This window comes from Pleomorphochaeta naphthae, assembly GCF_055396005.1.
This window is the reverse complement of the sequence record NZ_AP042457.1, coordinates 1,198,271-1,214,711: the sequence shown is the minus strand read 5'-3', so window position 1 is coordinate 1,214,711 and position 16,441 is coordinate 1,198,271. Positions and strand designations below refer to the sequence as shown.

General features: G+C 28.4%; 13 protein-coding genes. 5 read left to right on the top strand and 8 right to left on the bottom strand.

Features of this window, described 5'->3' with window-relative positions:
- Window positions 1-13 precede the first annotated feature (13 nt).
- The 3 genes from ACZ5SO_RS05555 to ACZ5SO_RS05545 form a co-directional block, all read right to left on the bottom strand.
- Window positions 14-889, bottom strand: a complete 876-nt coding sequence (locus ACZ5SO_RS05555) for an IS3 family transposase (RefSeq protein ID WP_464627833.1) — start codon at window positions 887-889, stop codon at window positions 14-16.
- Window positions 890-942: 53 nt separating this feature from the next.
- A complete protein-coding gene (locus tag ACZ5SO_RS05550) occupies window positions 943-1,248 on the bottom strand; it encodes a transposase (RefSeq protein ID WP_464623952.1) in 306 nt (101 codons plus the stop codon).
- 441 nt (window positions 1,249-1,689) lie between these two features.
- Window positions 1,690-2,967, bottom strand: coding sequence for an FAD-dependent oxidoreductase (locus ACZ5SO_RS05545; RefSeq protein ID WP_464627353.1), 1,278 nt, complete (start codon window positions 2,965-2,967; stop codon window positions 1,690-1,692).
- Window positions 2,968-3,200: 233 nt separating this feature from the next.
- Here ACZ5SO_RS05545 and ACZ5SO_RS05540 point away from each other — a divergent pair, with 233 nt between their 5' ends.
- A complete protein-coding gene (locus tag ACZ5SO_RS05540) occupies window positions 3,201-4,142 on the top strand; it encodes a Fic family protein (protein ID WP_464627352.1) in 942 nt (313 codons plus the stop codon).
- A 102-nt stretch (window positions 4,143-4,244) separates the two neighbouring features.
- The gene (locus ACZ5SO_RS05535; protein ID WP_464627351.1) at window positions 4,245-5,867 is read left to right on the top strand and encodes an N-acyl-D-amino-acid deacylase family protein; all 1,623 of its coding nucleotides are present in this window, start codon (window positions 4,245-4,247) and stop codon (window positions 5,865-5,867) included.
- Between the two features lies 1 nt (window position 5,868).
- On the opposite strand, the gene ACZ5SO_RS05530 is transcribed toward ACZ5SO_RS05535, so the two are convergent.
- From ACZ5SO_RS05530 to ACZ5SO_RS05520, 3 genes are all read right to left on the bottom strand, one after another.
- Window positions 5,869-6,621, bottom strand: coding sequence for an amino acid ABC transporter ATP-binding protein (locus ACZ5SO_RS05530; protein WP_464627349.1), 753 nt, complete (start codon window positions 6,619-6,621; stop codon window positions 5,869-5,871).
- 11 nt (window positions 6,622-6,632) lie between these two features.
- A complete protein-coding gene (locus ACZ5SO_RS05525; protein ID WP_464627348.1) occupies window positions 6,633-7,268 on the bottom strand; it encodes an amino acid ABC transporter permease in 636 nt (211 codons plus the stop codon).
- A 66-nt stretch (window positions 7,269-7,334) separates the two neighbouring features.
- Window positions 7,335-8,126: an amino acid ABC transporter substrate-binding protein gene (locus ACZ5SO_RS05520; RefSeq protein WP_464627347.1), complete on the bottom strand. Its 792-nt coding sequence runs from the start codon at window positions 8,124-8,126 to the stop codon at window positions 7,335-7,337.
- Between the two features lie 161 nt (window positions 8,127-8,287).
- Between ACZ5SO_RS05520 and ACZ5SO_RS05515 the strand changes: the two genes are divergently transcribed.
- The 3 genes from ACZ5SO_RS05515 to ACZ5SO_RS05505 all read left to right on the top strand — a co-directional run bounded on the left by ACZ5SO_RS05515 (window position 8,288) and on the right by ACZ5SO_RS05505 (window position 13,678).
- Window positions 8,288-9,604: an ISL3 family transposase gene (locus ACZ5SO_RS05515; RefSeq protein ID WP_464626896.1), complete on the top strand. Its 1,317-nt coding sequence runs from the start codon at window positions 8,288-8,290 to the stop codon at window positions 9,602-9,604.
- Between the two features lie 528 nt (window positions 9,605-10,132).
- The gene (locus tag ACZ5SO_RS05510; protein WP_464627345.1) at window positions 10,133-11,170 is read left to right on the top strand and encodes a glycosyltransferase; all 1,038 of its coding nucleotides are present in this window, start codon (window positions 10,133-10,135) and stop codon (window positions 11,168-11,170) included.
- 180 nt (window positions 11,171-11,350) lie between these two features.
- Window positions 11,351-13,678 carry an efflux RND transporter permease subunit gene (locus tag ACZ5SO_RS05505; protein ID WP_464627343.1) on the top strand — a complete coding sequence of 776 codons (2,328 nt, stop codon included), beginning with the start codon at window positions 11,351-11,353 and terminating at the stop codon, window positions 13,676-13,678.
- A gap of 177 nt (window positions 13,679-13,855) precedes the next feature.
- On the opposite strand, the gene ACZ5SO_RS05500 is transcribed toward ACZ5SO_RS05505, so the two are convergent.
- On the bottom strand, window positions 13,856-14,686 hold the full coding sequence (locus ACZ5SO_RS05500) for a LicD family protein (RefSeq protein WP_464627341.1): 831 nt from the start codon (window positions 14,684-14,686) through the stop codon (window positions 13,856-13,858).
- A 284-nt stretch (window positions 14,687-14,970) separates the two neighbouring features.
- A complete protein-coding gene (locus tag ACZ5SO_RS05495; RefSeq protein WP_464627340.1) occupies window positions 14,971-16,383 on the bottom strand; it encodes a lipopolysaccharide biosynthesis protein in 1,413 nt (470 codons plus the stop codon).
- Between the last annotated feature and the right edge of the window lie 58 nt (window positions 16,384-16,441).

Sequence of the window (16,441 nt, the reverse complement as noted above, 5' to 3'; positions counted from 1 at the left end):
TTTCTAAAATATTTCACGAATATTTCAGTAGTTTTTCCTCTTTTTTCGCTGCACCAGTAAATGCATTGTAATAAATTTCATTTGGTGCATAATATCCCAACGATTGGTGTGGCCTTGTAATATTAAAATAATTAATAAACCAATCCAATCCTTCTTCCAATTCACTCATGGTAGAGTAATCATGAAGAAAAATATGTTCATATTTTAGAGTTCTCCAAGTTCTCTCCATATATATATTATCCATTGCTTGACCAACAGAATCCATACTAATTCTAATATGTTCTCTTTTTAATACTGCAAGGAATTCATTTGAGGTAAATTGGCTACCTTGGTCACTATTAAAAATTGATGGTACTCCATAAATTTCTATGGATTTTTCTAAACATTCAATGCAAAAATATACGTCCATTGTATTACTTAATTTCCATGAAAGTATTTTACGACTGTAAAGATCTATTATTGCACAAAGGTAAACAAATCCATGGGGTAATGCTATATAAGTAATATCTGTAGCCCATACTTGATTTACATATTGGATAACCATGTTTCTCAACAGATAAGGGTATTTCTTATGATTTTTACCTTTTTTAGCTCTAGAAGTATTCTTTACTGCTATAGCACTATATATCCCTAATTCCTTCATTAAACGCCTTACAATGCTCTCTGTTGCCCACTTATATCCTTTTTTTATTAATATAACAGATATTTTTCTATATCCTAAAAATGGAACTGGGGACCAAGCTTTAAGTATAATCATTGCTCTTTCATAATCAATTTTTCTCTCTTCTCTATATTTTATTTCTCTTTCTATATGATGATTTAACCAATCATAATAATGACTTCTACTTATATCTAATATATTACATTGCTTACTTATTGAACATTCAATAGTATGTCCAAATGAAAAATATTTAAGACCTGGAGTAATAAGTTCGCAAAGATCTAATCCAATAAATTCATCTTTTTTTTTAAAAGCTCTAATTCAAGCTGAGATTTACCATAAGCTTTGGTAATGAACTCTATTTTATCTTTTGCTTCTTCTAATTCTTTTTCAGTTTTTGTATTTTTCTTTGATTCTTCAAAAGGAGATAAATCATGCCGTAATAAACTTTTTTTCCACAATGAAACCATACTTGGTGTAACTTGATATTTTGCTGCAATTTCTTGTACTGTAGCTTCCTCTTGTATTGCTTCTAATGCAACCTTTAATTTTGTGTCTTTGCTAATTGTCCTTCTTTTTCTACCCATAATTAATATATTATTCCTTTGGGAATAAACTAACAAGGATTCGTGAAATTATTTTTCTGTTGTCTAGTAACTCGTCTCAGTATAGCTATCCTTCTTTAATAAGTTCGAATACTATTAATTATTATAATCTTTATTTAAAAATTCTAGCGAATTACGGTATTATTACTTTACTATGTTTTTTAATTTTTATTGTCTATACTATTAATAGAAATTTAAAAGGTTATTTAATATCCTCTTTTAAAAGGAAACGTTTTATTTTACTTTTTTTAAGCCAATATTTAACTTTTTTAATTGGTGGGTTATTTGAACAAACAGCTTTATTTAGTTTAAATTTCCACTCGATTTTATTTGTATTTACTTGGGCTTCGACTCTAACTTTAAGTAATAGAAATAGATAAAATAATAGCCTTCAAAATTTTGAAGGCTTATTGAATTTATATTTTATTTTAACATACCCATTGCAACACGCATACCACTTGCCCAGGCTCCTGTAATCCCTCTAGATGTTCCAGCTCCGTCACCAGCAAAGTAAACATCTTTGCAAACTTCAAAATATTCATTTTTATATGTTGGTTTATTAGCATATAACTTTATTTCAGGATAATACATTATAGTTGATGGATGTAAAACCCCAGGAACTATCGTATCAAGGTTCTTCATTGCTTTCCAAATTGCTCTAAGGATTTTGGATGGCATAGCTAGAGAAATATCACTAGGACAACAGTTTGCAAGTGAAGGTTTAAAATTATATGGATCACTATTGAAGGTGTGTTCTTTACTTCTAGATCCCAATCTAAAGTCACCAACTCTTTGCATTAAAGGCCGACCGCCACCAAGCAATGCAGCTTGTAGACCTAAATTTTCAGCATATGTTTGACCGCTAGCTAAAGGTGCTGTTAATTTTACAGTTTTCAAAATTGCAAAATTAACAAGTCCATTTTCATTTGTACCATCTGATGAAAATGCATGACCGTTAACACTATACCACTTATCACCTCTTGAAGTTGTGTAAGTTTCCCTAACAACATGGGCCTTACCACTATTTGTGCAAAATGTCCTAACTTTTTCAGGAAAGTAAAATTTAGGATCATAATAGTCTTTAACTATTGGATATTGTTCAATCTTCGTTTCTACTCTAATTCCAATGTCAACAATGTTATCAACATAGTCTATATTTAAAGATTTCATAACATCTTGTAAAAAATGGAATCCTTGTCTACCAGGTGCTATTAAAATTTTAGAGTAAGAAAGTTCTCTTTTATCAGTTTTAATTGTTTTATGATCATTATCTATGGATATCATAGTCTCTCCAAGAGATAAATCAACACCATAATTATCTAACTTTTCTAGTAATTGTTTAATAAGTCGTAAGCCACCATCAGTACCAAGATGGGTTTGTTTAATTTCTAATAAACTACAACCTAATCTTTTAGCTCTTTTTTGATAGTTTTCAATATTAGTTTTATCTAAAATTTCTGGATCAAAAAAGTCAATTACTTTTTTGAGATATTCATCAGCCATCTCTTTATCCCAATATTCTAAAGGGAAACCTATTGGATAGGTGAAATTCATTTTGCAGTCATTTCTCATACCACCTGTAGAATATTTGTGAGAATCTAAAATAAGGATTTTAAGTGAAGGTTTTTGTTCTAGAAGAGAAAAAGCACAACCCATACCAGCAGGACCAGACCCAACGATTATAACATCATATTTACTCATTATAGTAAATGCTCCTAAAAATAAGGTAGGATGTTAAGAAGAACATCCACTTTATTATTAACAAAATAGCAATAAAGGTCAAACCTATTGAGATAAAATTTATAATTACTATCAATTTAGTATTTTTAACTGTATAATAAATTATGTTATAAAACTATTTTATTAACATCTTGTTTTCTTTAATATTATACATTATAATTCCTAAGTGGGTATTATTTATAGGGGATAGAGTCGTGAAATATATAAGTGTTAAGCAAGCTAGTCAAAAATGGGGCATTTCAGAGAGAAGAGTTAGAATTTTGTGCAGTGAAAATAGAATAGATGGAGTCACAAAATCAAGTTGGGCTTGGAATATACCTTCTAATGCACCAAAACCTTCAGATGGTAGAATAATTAGACATATAAAGAATTTTGATATGAGAGTTAACTCAATTAATCTTAATGATTTAATTGAAAAAGTAGATAAATTTAATAAAATAATTGATTCTCAAGAAAAATATTTAGAATTTTTTAATGATAGTGTTGATAGATTTTTATTAATGGCTCTATCTCAAGAAAATATTGAAGCTGAAAGTATTCTTAAAATATTAAATAAAGAAATTGATTCATCCCTCTCTTTTGAATCTAATATGTTAGTATTAAATTCTAAAGCTATTATCATAGATTTTTTTAGACAAACAGGATTTGGTCCTATTTTAGCATCTGAATCTAAAACTGATCCTTTTTTGAGCGATAGAATTCTTAGAAAGATCAATAATAACTTGTATAGAGGATATCAAGATTATAAAGTTTCAAAATATAGAGAAGGAATGGTTATTAATCCTTCATCTTTTGATGAAAAAACTTATAACGTATCGATGCAAATTGAAACTCTTATTTTCCAATATGAGAGAGAATGGTCTAGCTTAAATCCTTTAGTAAAAGCCTCTTTTATGTTTGCCCAGCTTCTTAGAATAAAACCTTTTGGAGAACATCATTTTTTGTTTGCCTCATTAATTTTTGCAGCAATTTTGTTAGATTCAAATTATCCACTTTCAATTATTCCTTATGATTTAGTCCCAGAATTAAAAGCGAACTTAACTTTAACTTTAAAGAGAGGAAATTATTCACCGTTAATTAATATGTTTAAGACTTCCTTACTAGGAGAATTAGATAGGTTAATTGATTTACAATAATAATTTTTAATTTTGCTTGTTATAACATCTTGCCCAACTTTTTACATTGTGGTAGACATTAATTGATAATTAAGTGAAAAATATTATTTGAGGCTATATCTGATGAAAAATGAAAGAATCTTATTTAAAAATGCAACAATTATTGATGGTGATAATAATAAAAAATTTAAAGCAAATTTATTGATTGAAGATGATAAAATTGTACAAATAAGTTCTATTATAGATACAATTAATAGTTGTGAAGTAATAGATTGTACCAATAAAATTATCACACCAGGTTTTATTGATGTTCACGGTCATAGTGATTTACAGATAAGAAGATCTTGTGATATGAAACCTAAAATTCAACAAGGTATTACAACTGAAATAGCTGGAAATTGTGGAGTAGGAGTTTTTCCTTTAAATTTAGATAATAAAACTGATGTTGAGATAATAAATGATTTAACAAAAGATGTACTTGGATCTTTTGATTATGATTTTAGAGATTTTGATTCATTCTATAAAAAAGCTCAAACTTCTTTACCTAACACTAATGTTTTATTTTTACAAAGTCATACAGCTCTTAGAGCTGCTGTAATTAAACCTAATCCAAATAGAAAGGCAACTTTTGATGAAATAAAAAAGATGTGTGCTCTTTTAGATACAAGTTTAAAACAAGGTTGTATTGGCCTTTCTACTGGTCTGTATTATGCACCTTGTTTGTATGCTGATGAAACTGAATTGTTAGCATTATTACAAGTTGTTAAAGATAATGATAAAATCTTTTGCACCCACCACAGATGCGAAGGTGATGATGTAGTAAATTCATTAAAAGAAGTTATTTCTTTATCAAAAAAAGTTGGTGTTAGATTAGAAATTAGTCATCTCAAGGCTATTGGCAAAGAAAATCAAAAATATGTTGATACTCTTTTATCTTTAATTGATGAAGCTAAAAATGAAGGTTTAGATATTGGATTTGATCAGTATCCTTATGAATTTGGTTCTACTTCATTAAATAGTTTACTTCCTCCAAAATATCTTAAATTAACAAATTCAGAATTAAAAAAAGCTTTATCAAACCAAATCGATAGGGATGAAATTATAAGTCTTATCAAAAAAGGTGAAGGTTGGGATTCGATAATTAAAATGTGTGGTTTTGATAATATAAATATTATGTATTTAGAGAGCCAAAGGCATCTTGAAGGAAAAACTCTTAGAGAAGTAGCTAAAATATTGAAGGAAAATGATGATGATAATTCATGCTTTGAAGCTTTTCTTGATGTTTTAGAGAAGGAGAGTGGAGTTGCTTTAATGACTGATGTTACCCAAAGTAAAGAAAGTATTGAAAAAGTTCTTAAACATCCACTGATGTGTTTTGGAACTGATGCAATCTATAGTGCAGATGATAAAGATTCAATTCCAACACATCCTAGATCCTATCAAGCTGCTGTACATTTAATTGAAGAATATTATAAAAAAAGAAAAGTGCTTCCTCTTGAAAATCTAATTTACAATATGTGTGGGAAAAGCGCAAAAAGATTTAGGATTGATAGGCGTGGAGTAATTAAGGAAGGTTATTATGCTGATTTATTAGTAATTGATATTAATTCATTAAAAGATAACTCTTCCTTATCAGATACAAAAATTGAACCTGATGGAATAGACTTTGTATTTGTCAATGGTAAATGTGTATACAAAAACAAACAAATTGTTTCATCACATGCAGGTAAAATTTTAAAGTATTAAGTTAAAATCGTTGTAAAAATTGTTTTGTTCTAGGATTTTTAGGATTATCAAAAACTTCTTCTGGGGTTCCTTTTTCTGCAATAATTCCATCATCCATGAATATTACTCTGTCGCTTATTTCTTTAGCAAAAGCCATTTCATGAGTCACAACAACCATAGTCATTTTTTCTTTGGCTAAATCTTTAATAACTTTTAAAATTTCTCCTGTTAATTCAGGATCTAAAGCAGATGTTGGTTCATCAAACCACAAAACATTGGGTTTTAAGGCAAGGGCACGAGCTATTGAAACTCTTTGCTTTTGTCCTCCAGAAAGTTGAGATGGATAAGAGTTAGCTCTATCTTTTAAACCCATTTTATCTAATAAATTTAGTGCTATATCAATAGCTTCTTGCTTATCTTTTTTTAATACATATATTAAAGCCTCGGTAATATTCCTTAATATACTCATATGAGGGAACAGATTGAAATCTTGGAATACTAAACCGTTATGAAGTTGGATTTTTCTTTTTTGTTCTTTAGTTAATACTATATTATCATTGTTACAAAGAGTATCACCACATATTATAACTTCACCACCTTCTATTGTTTCAAGTTGGTTAATTGCTCTGAGTAAAGTACTTTTACCACTTCCAGAAGATCCAATAATTGATAGAACTTCCCCCTGACTTACGTGAAAAGAAATATCTTTTAATACTTTATGATCTCCGTAGCTTTTTTCCAAATGATTCACTTCGATTATATATTTTTTATCCATTTTTATTTTCCTTAATCGTAATAGCTAAGTTTTTTCTCAATTAAATCAAAAACTTTAGAAACTATTCCATTCATAATAAAGTAGAAAACTCCAGCAATAAATAAAGGCATAGTACTAAATTCTCTTGCAGAAGCTGTTTTAGCAACCCTAAATACTTCAGCAACACCGATAGTTTGAGCGAGAGCTGTGTCCTTTACAAGTGTTATAACTTCATTTCCCATTGCAGGAATTATTTCTTTTATTACTTGAGGGAAGATGATATGGAAGAATGTGTGGGCTTTAGTGAAGCCTAAAACCTTTCCAGCTTCATATTGTCCTTTATCAATAGATTGAATTCCACCTCTATATATTTCAGCAAAATATGCAGCATAATTTATAACATAAGCCACAATTGCTGCATTCAATCTATCAAAAGATGTTTTAAAAATATAGTAGGGAGCAAAATAAACAAATATTAATTGTAAAATCAGCGGAGTTCCTCTCATAATCATTATATATATATTAATTAATTTTCTTACTATCCAAAATTTACTTTTTTTAGCTTGAGCTACAAGCAAACCTAAGGGTAGTGCAAAGAGGAGGGTAAAGAAAAAAATCTTTATACTAACTAAAGTCCCCTCTAACATTGGTAATAATAATTGTTTCATAACAGCTCCCATATGAAAAAAATTAAGGACGTACTTAACGCCCTTAATTTGAATTAAGATAGTTAATTAGTTTTTACCTACAACGCTAATATCTGCACCAAACCATTTTGTAGAGATTTTTGCGATAGTACCATCACTAGCCATTTCTTCTAGTGTTGATTGAACTTTATCTCTTAGTGCAACATCTTCTTTTCTAAAGCCAACAGCATATTCTTCTTCTGTTAAGCTGCCTTCTAGAATTCTGAAATCTTTACCACTTCTTTGAATATTATCATTAGCAACAAAAAGGTCCAATAAAACTGCATCAACACCACCTGCTTCCAAGTCCATTAAAGCAGTTAAGTTTTCACTAAATTCAATAACTTCTTTTAAGCTTTCTTTGAATTCAGGAGAAGATTCTAAAGCATCACTTGCTGTACTTCCACCTTGTAGACCGATAGTCTTACCTTTTAAGTCCTCAAGACTTTGGTAAGGAGAATCAGTTTTTACTACTAAAATTTGTTGGTTTTTTAAATAAGGTTTACTAAAAAGTACAACTTTTTCTCTTTCTGGAGATACAGTAAAACCATTCCAAATACAATCAATATTTCCAGTAGCTAATTCTTGTTCTTTACTACTCCAATCAATAGGTTGAGCTTTTAATTCGACTCCCATTCTAGAGGTGACTTCTTTAGCAAGATCAATATCGTATCCTACAATTTCATTATTTTCATCTCTATAGCCCATTGGAGGGAAAGAGTCGTCAAGGCCTAAAACAAAAACACCTTTTTCCATAACTTTCTCTAAAGATAGATCTTTTTGATCTTCTTTTGAGCCACTTGCAGCGATTGTTGCTATTGAAAAAATAGGAGGCTTCATCAGTAAGTGTGGGTAAATTTTATAATTGAGAATTGAAAAAGAAAGGAAAAAAGAAAGAAATAAAGAATACAGATATTAGTTTTTTTAAGGAATTTATTGAAAAAGTCACCAGTTATCGTCTATTGTAGTTTTACTACAAACCAACAAAAGAGGTATAACCAGTGACTAGAACGAGCTTATTAAAAGAATTAATCGGTGTCAATAATGTAAAAGTTAAAAGTTGGGAATTAATTACAAATTCCAGTAATATTAAAGAACTTTTTATTCATGTAGAACCATATAAAAAAGAGCAGAATAAATGCCCAATCTGTGGTAGAAGATTACCAGGATATGACAAAAAGAGAACTCCTCGAAAATGGAGATCACTTAATGTTGGAAATATTCCTGTATATGTCCTAGCTAATACTAATAGAGTAACTTGTTCAGAACATGGTGTTATAACTGCAGCAGTTCCTTGGGCTAGGCATAACTCTAGATTTACTAAAGATTTTGAAAATCAAGTAGCCTGGTTAGCTTTTAATTTAAGCAAGAAAACATTATCAGAGTTTATGGGTGTTTCTTGGAATACTGTTGGTGATATTATTAATAGAGTATTAATAGATGTAGCTCCTAAATATGAAGATAGGTTTGATAATTTGGTAAATATAGGAGTTGATGAGACTAGCTATAAAAAAGGACATAATTATATTACAACAGTTGTAAATAACGATGATAGTACAGTTATATGGGCAGAGGAAGGACATAATCAAAATACTTTATCTAAATTCTTTGAATATTTAAGTCCAGAACAGAGAGCATCTATTAAGACTGTCAGTGGTGATGGAGCTAGATGGATAAAGGCTTGTCTTGATAAATATATCCCTAATGCAGAGCGTTGTATTGATCCTTTTCATACTATCTCTTGGGCACAAGTTGCACTTGATGATGTAAGAAAAGCTGCTTCTCAAAGAGCAAGAGCAATACTTGAACAGAAGGAAGGAAAACCAAAGAAGCGAGGTAGAGGACAACCTAAGAAAGGAGATGAGAAACCAATAGATGAATCAAAGATTATAAAAAATTCTAAATTTGCCTTACGCAAGAACCCTGAAAACTTAACAAAAAATCAGAGAGAAAAATTGGAAATGATAAAGCTTAATGATAATCAATTATATAGAGCATATAGGCTAAAAGAAGAGCTTAGATTTATATTCAAGCTTGATGATATGGATGAAGTTAAAGAACATTTAGATTCATGGTTATCTTGGGCTAGAAGATGTAGAATACAAAGTTTTGTAGCTTTAGGAAGGAAAATAAAACGACACTATGATGCGATTATGGCAACTAGAACATACAAAATTAGTAATGCAAAAACTGAGGCTTTAAATAACAAAATAAAACTCTGTATTAGAAGAGCTTACGGGTTTAGAAACATAAATAATTTACTCAATTCTGTACTTTTGGTTTGTAGCAACATAAAAATCCCTTTAGCTAACAGATAAAATCAGTTAACAAAGGGACTTAACAAGAAAATTAATAGGATCTAACCCACATATAGGTTAGAAGACCCAAAAATAGCTAAGACTAAAACAGTAAGTAGTTTTTTCATATAATTTTCTCTTCCTTATTTAATGTTTAGGGAATTATAATAAAATATGCCATAATATACAAGTAATAATGAATATTTATACAAAATAAGAATAACTTTATTTTATTAATTAAATATTCACTCCAAGATATAAAAAAAACATGAAAAATTCAAGATAAAATTACATTTTTGTATTTTTACGTATTTGTAATTAAATTGCATGTTTTATAATTGATTTCTTTATAATTTATCATTTTTTTTATGATAAATACTATATTTGAAAAAAAATATTAATAAAATTTAGTCAAATTATGAAATAAAATATATCATAAATTTAGTAAAATTTTTAATAGATAAATAGCTGATGGAATAACGTCAAATTTTACACTTTTTTAAATTTTTGGAGTTGATTTAATCAAAGAATACATTATACTATCCATGTATGAAAAAATTTGACAAATTACTTACTTTTACAGTACCTTGCTACAATTCTGAGGCTTATATGAGGCATTGTATAGACTCTTTGCTTGTAGGTGGGGAAGATGTTGAGATTATTATAATTGATGATGGGTCCACTAAAGATAAAACTGCTGAAATAGCTGATGAATATCAAGCAAAATATCCAACTATTTGTAGGGCTATTCATCAAGAAAATGGTGGACATGGAGCTGGTGTTAATAATGGAATTAAGAACGCTAGGGGAAAATATTTTAAAGTTGTCGATTCAGATGATTGGGTTGACAAAGAAGCATATTTAAAAATTTTAGCAAAATTACATGAGTTTGAAGACAAAAATATTAATATTGACCTGTTAATAACAAATTATGTTTATGAAAAACCTTCAACTAATGAGCAAAAAATAATAGATTTTTCTAAAGGACTTCCTCAAAACCGTGTTTTTGGTTGGGAAGATATGGGAAAATTTGGACCTAATGAATTCTTTGTAATGCATACATTGATTTATAAGACTCAAATACTATGGGATTCAAAAGTTGAATTACCCATGCACATGTTTTATGTTGATAGTATTTTTGCAACTATGCCTCTTCCATATGTTAAAGAAATTTATTATATGAAGGAAAATTTCTATAGGTATTTTGTAGGACGTAACGATCAAAGTGTTAATCAAGATATGATTCTAAAAAGAATTGATCAATATATGTATATTCCTCAGTTAATTTGTGAAACATTTGATCATGATGAAACTTCTAAAATTTCTCCTAAACTTGCAGAGTACGTTTTTAGATTGATAAGGATTCTTTCTTTAATCTCTACTATTTTCTTAAATATGAATCCAAGTAAAGAAAATGAGAGAAAAAGAAAAGCGTATTGGAAAATGGTTAAAAAAAATCAACCGCAGACATATAGAAGAATTAGATACTATTTACCATGTATAATAGCGAATTTCCCTGGACATATAGGGACATTAATGGCAAAAATAGGGTATAATGTTAGTAAGAAAATTTTGAAGTTTAATTAAAATTTATCGATTTTGTTTTAAGAGGTTAAGACTGGTAATAAATTGCCGGTCTATTATTTTCATAATTAGAGCTCAGTTTATATTGTGTAGATTCTATGAATATGAAATATTAATGTATACTCTTAATTATTAGCTTGTTTTATAATAAGATGATAAACCATTTTTTTATTGGAGTAATTAATGCAAAGAATACTTGATTTTATAAGAAAACATCCTTTGGCAATAGTAATATCAATAATTGTTGTTACAATGATTTGTTTTATACCTATTAGAAAAATTCAGTTAAATACTGATGTACAAAGTTTAATTGAACCAGATAGTGAAACTGAAGAGATTCAGAATGCTGTTTTAAATACTAAAGGTGACTATACGCAAGATTATACTTTTGTACTACAAGGAGATGGTGTTTATACAGCTGAGACTTTTAACAAGCTTGAAGAAGTATTAGATCAATTATCGCAATATGATGAGTTAAATGTTCCAATTTCAGTATTTGATTACTTAACTGTAGAAAAAAAAGGAACTAGATTAGCTATAGCTAAACTTTCAAATCATAAAGATGGAACACCTTGGACAGATGAAGAAGTCAAAGAAGTTGAAGAAAATATCAAAAATGATAACATCGCAAAAGGACTTTTAGCTTCTAAAGATGGTTCTGCTCTTCTTTTCTATTTTAATAATAAAGTTCTTGGGGATAGACAAGCCCAGTTAATTGAAGAATGGGATACTATAATTCATCAACTAGATCCATATTGTGATGTTTATATCTTAGGTGCTCCAATATTTGATCAAAGAGTAGAATATTATTTATTTAGAGATTTTATTGTATTATTAGCTCTTTGTGTTATTGTTATTCTTTTAGTATATTTTGTTAGTTTTAGATCATTTAGGGCAATAATAATTCCAGGCATAGTTTCCCTGATAGGTCTGATTTGGTCGATGGCTTTTATGAGTATTATAGGCTATGAACTATCTGTTGTGACAATGATAACGCCTTGTATGATTTTAATATTAGGATCTTCTTATAGTATTCATATGCTAAACGAATATTATCAATTGAATGGTAAACATGGCTCTAATAAAGAAGACATAATGCAAGCAGCAACAAAGATAAAAGGCACTATATTAACAGCTAGTATAACAACAGTAATCGGATTTTTAAGTTTACTAGTGGCTAAATTAGACGCATTTAGAGAGCTAGCAATTTCTGTTTCTTTTGGAATAGCCTTATGTGCCTTTTTATCTGTAACCTTTATTCCTGCATTATTACTTCTTCAAAGAAAACCTTCATCAAAAAAAATAGATAATTATCAAAAGGGAAGATTAGATAAAATTGCAAATAGTCTAGGAAAGATTGTTGAGCGATATTGGTATATTTTTGTAGTAATCTTTGTTTTATCCATTATAGGATTTTTTACAATTCATGATAAAATCGAAACAGTTACAGATTATTTATCTTATTTCCCTCAAAAAGATCAATTAGTTGTAGATTCCAAAACCTTTGTAAGAGATTTTGGAGGAACAGAACCTTTTTATATAACATTTAATGCTCCTGAAGGAAGTGAAAACTACTTTGATGATCCAGAAAATTTAGCAAAGATATATGAATTTGAAGAAGCACTTAAATCAAATACACCTGATATTGTAAGTATATTTTCTTTCACCCAATATGTAGCTTTTTTGAATAAACAATATTCTGGGGAACTTGGTATACCAGAGAATAAGGGATTGATATTATTTATGTCTAGAATGCTTGATTTAGTAAACAAACAAGTAGATTCATATTTGTATGACACCTTGATAAATGAAGAAAAGGATTCTATTACCCTTTCAATTAGATATTACGATAGTGTGCTTGATTCGCTTCAATCAGTTGGTAGTGCACAAAGAATTATAGATAGTGAAGAAGCTTTTAAACATTTATTGCCCTCTGATATAGAATATGTGAACTGGGGTGGAAAAATAAAATTAAGCAAAACAAACCAAGCAATAAGGACGGATCAAAACACAGCTAACATTGTTTCATTTATCTTAGTATTTTTTGCAGTTTTAATATTCTTTAAATCATTCTCAATAAGCTTGTATTCTCTGTTACCTATTTTGTTCGGGGTTAGTACTAATTACGTATTTATGTACTTAGTTGGAATGCCGTTTGATATGGTTACTTCTGTTTTTGGATCTATTACAGTTGGGGTAGGTATAGATGATGCCCTTCACTATTTAATTAGATACAAAAATATAAAGATTGCAAATAAGAATATAAGTAATAGTACACTAATAGCTAAGACTTTAAGTGCAACAGGAAAACCAATTATTGTAACAAGTTTATCGATAATTGCTGGTATGCTTGTATTAACTTTTGCTTCATACGCACCAATTAGATATTTTGGAATATTATTATCGTTAGCATTAGTAAATACAACAGTTGCTACTTTGTTTATATTACCTTCCTTTATGGTTTTATTTGATAAAATTAAACACATGAAGAAAACTAAAAATTCCCTATAAAAGTATTTATATTTAATTTATTTTCCCCCTAATACTTTATTTTTAGAATAGGGGGAATTTTAAAGTTATAATTTACAAATTTATTTTTAAACAAAAAAAACACTGCCTATAAAATCCGATTATAGTCAGTGTTTTAAAATAAGTAATAACTAAAATAAGTTATAATAGCTAATAAAATTATTTTTTTTCTATAAAGTGATAATCGTTGTAAGTGTGATTATCTTTTCTTTTATTTTCAGGAGGGAGAGTCATATAATCACCATATATTTTTTTTAGAATAACATCATAATGCTTACTGATTTTACAAGTGATTCCTTCAAAAGTTGCATCCATAGTCTCTTCAATCCATTCTTTCTTAATAACAACAACACTAGCAGCTCCGTTAGCCATTATCATCAAATCATCAGTACTATCATAATCAACTTCTTTACAAAGAGAGACTAACTTATCTCTTAATTTAATTGAATTAACTGACCATCCGAATAAAATAGTTGAAATTGCAAGGCCAATATTATAGTGAAAAGGGAAAAAAGAGCTTGGTTTCAATCTTGCCAAACAAGACATTTGCATCAATCTTTTTGCCTTCATTTGTTTTTTCTTTAGATTCTTGTCAACATTGATACCATCAATTGGGAAAATATCAAAATAAATTCCATATGGATTATCTTTAAAACCTCTGTAATGTTCATCGCATACAGTTCGATTATCGCAAATTTTTGCCCAAGCAAAATGATAAAAATCACAATGTTTTTCATCAAACATAGTTATATTTTTATTTTTAGGAACATAATGCTCTAAAAAATATTCGTAGTCAGGACGTGGCATTACAATATCCATATCAACGTCCCAAGGAATATATCCTTTATGTCTAATAGCTCCAAGAAGAGTTCCATAATAAAGAGTATATCTCAAATTATGTTCTTCGTTAAAAGATTTTACATCAATAAGTATATCTAAAATAATCGATTTAATTTCTTCATCAGGTATTTGGTTAAATTTTTTATTCATAATGCTCCTATTATAAAAAATATATTAAGTAAAATAAATAGATATCGTAAAAAAAAGCTTATCTTTTCACAAAAAATACAAATATTATATATTTTTTTTATTATTTCATAAATAGTATATTCTTTAATTATATTAGTGTTTTATTTCTTTTCAAATTCATATATTTAGCAAATTTAAAACATACAAGCAACTCTAAAAAAATCTAAAAAAAATTACAACTATTAATTTTGATTTTTTAGAACAAGAATTAACTTTTCTATATTATAAATTTACCTGTAAGAGTGTTAATTAATCTTCTTCCTTTCATGCTTCAACGTAGGAATTCCAATAGCTAATCCTATCAATAGGATTAATATATTCATTTTGTAAGAACTAATTGTGCTAAAGTATCCGAAAATGAAAGCTAATATTAAGCTTAATATTATTTTTAAATGGCTAATATCAAAATGTAGTACAAGATCTAACCATATTAATCTTACAAACAGTGTTATAGCAAAAGATATACAAACACATAAGGCTGCACCATAGATTGAATCAAATTTAATAAAAAATGGAATAGTAACAACTAGAAATAGAGAGCCAATTATTGTTGATATCATAATTGGTCTTGAATCTATATTATTTCCAAAAATACTAGCTACCATTTGGGAAATACAATCAAGAGTAAAACCTGCTGTACATAAAGCTATAATATATTTAACGGATTGAAAGCCTTCACTTAAAAAATATGGAATTATTAATTGCATTAAAGGAATAAAAACAATAAAAAAGCAGCTAAAAAATTTAAAAATTGAGGTAATTGAAGTTGAAAAATAATTAGTATCTATCTTATTAATATTTTCTGTTTTTCTCGAAAAAGCAATTTCTTGCCAGGCTAAAATAATTCCAGCAGTTGCCATTGGAACTGATTTTGCAAATTCCATTGCCATTGAAAAAATACCATTAGAAGAAGAGCCTAAGATTGCTGTTACTTGTATACTAGCATAATAAGACATTATCCAAGTACCCAAAGCAGTAATTGCAAGAGGAATCGAAAATTTTAGCATATGTCTAATTATCTTTTTATCAATAAATCTAGGTCTAAAATTTTTTAATATTTTAATTCTTTTTTCAAGGTATATTACTTGTATAAATTCGGCAATTGTCATTGAAATTAAAATATATTTAGCTCCATAGTGTCTAAAAGCTAAAAAATATAAATTTAAAAATAACAAAGCTCCGAAAAATAAGGAATATGCTATGGAATAAGAATATTCCTTGTCTAGACCCCGCGTAACAAATAAATAAAAATTACCTAGGGCATAACTTAATGCCCAGAAGAATCCTATTTTAGGGAAGGGAACATTAGTAATTTGATTTGCTATATAGGTAGTAAAAAATAATAAAATTATACAACAAGCAAAAATCAAACCACCACTATAAATGGCTTTGTTTCTATTATCATCATTTTCAGCTGCAATACCATACATAAAACGAAGGGTAGCTGTTCTTATATCGAGAAAACCAACAGTAGCTAATAACATCATTATTGAAACTGTTAATTGAAAGTTCCCGTAGTCTGAGGTGCTAGTATATTTTGAATATAGGTATGTAGAGGCAGTCATTGAAAGACTTGCCAATATGGAACCACCAGTATAAATTAAAGTTTTTTTAGTTATGCTTCTTTTTTTATGTTTAATTTTTTTATCCTGTTTCATTATTTTAAGACAGTCCTTATAATATATACATTCACTTTAAATGTAAAAGGGGTATTAG

Excerpts from the sequence above, each read along its gene's own strand:
- ACZ5SO_RS05520 (WP_464627347.1), bottom strand. The coding sequence starts at position 8,126 with ATGAAGCCTCCTATTTTTTCAATAGCAACAATCGCTGCAAGTGGCTCA.
- ACZ5SO_RS05510 (WP_464627345.1), top strand. The coding sequence starts at position 10,133 with ATGAAAAAATTTGACAAATTACTTACTTTTACAGTACCTTGCTACAAT.
- ACZ5SO_RS05530 (WP_464627349.1), bottom strand. The coding sequence starts at position 6,621 with ATGGATAAAAAATATATAATCGAAGTGAATCATTTGGAAAAAAGCTAC.
- ACZ5SO_RS05525 (WP_464627348.1), bottom strand. The coding sequence starts at position 7,268 with ATGAAACAATTATTATTACCAATGTTAGAGGGGACTTTAGTTAGTATA.
- ACZ5SO_RS05535 (WP_464627351.1), top strand. The coding sequence starts at position 4,245 with ATGAAAAATGAAAGAATCTTATTTAAAAATGCAACAATTATTGATGGT.
- ACZ5SO_RS05545 (WP_464627353.1), bottom strand. The coding sequence starts at position 2,967 with ATGAGTAAATATGATGTTATAATCGTTGGGTCTGGTCCTGCTGGTATG.
- ACZ5SO_RS05505 (WP_464627343.1), top strand. The coding sequence starts at position 11,351 with ATGCAAAGAATACTTGATTTTATAAGAAAACATCCTTTGGCAATAGTA.
- ACZ5SO_RS05500 (WP_464627341.1), bottom strand. The coding sequence starts at position 14,686 with ATGAATAAAAAATTTAACCAAATACCTGATGAAGAAATTAAATCGATT.
- ACZ5SO_RS05495 (WP_464627340.1), bottom strand. The coding sequence starts at position 16,383 with ATGAAACAGGATAAAAAAATTAAACATAAAAAAAGAAGCATAACTAAA.
- ACZ5SO_RS05550 (WP_464623952.1), bottom strand. The coding sequence starts at position 1,248 with ATGGGTAGAAAAAGAAGGACAATTAGCAAAGACACAAAATTAAAGGTT.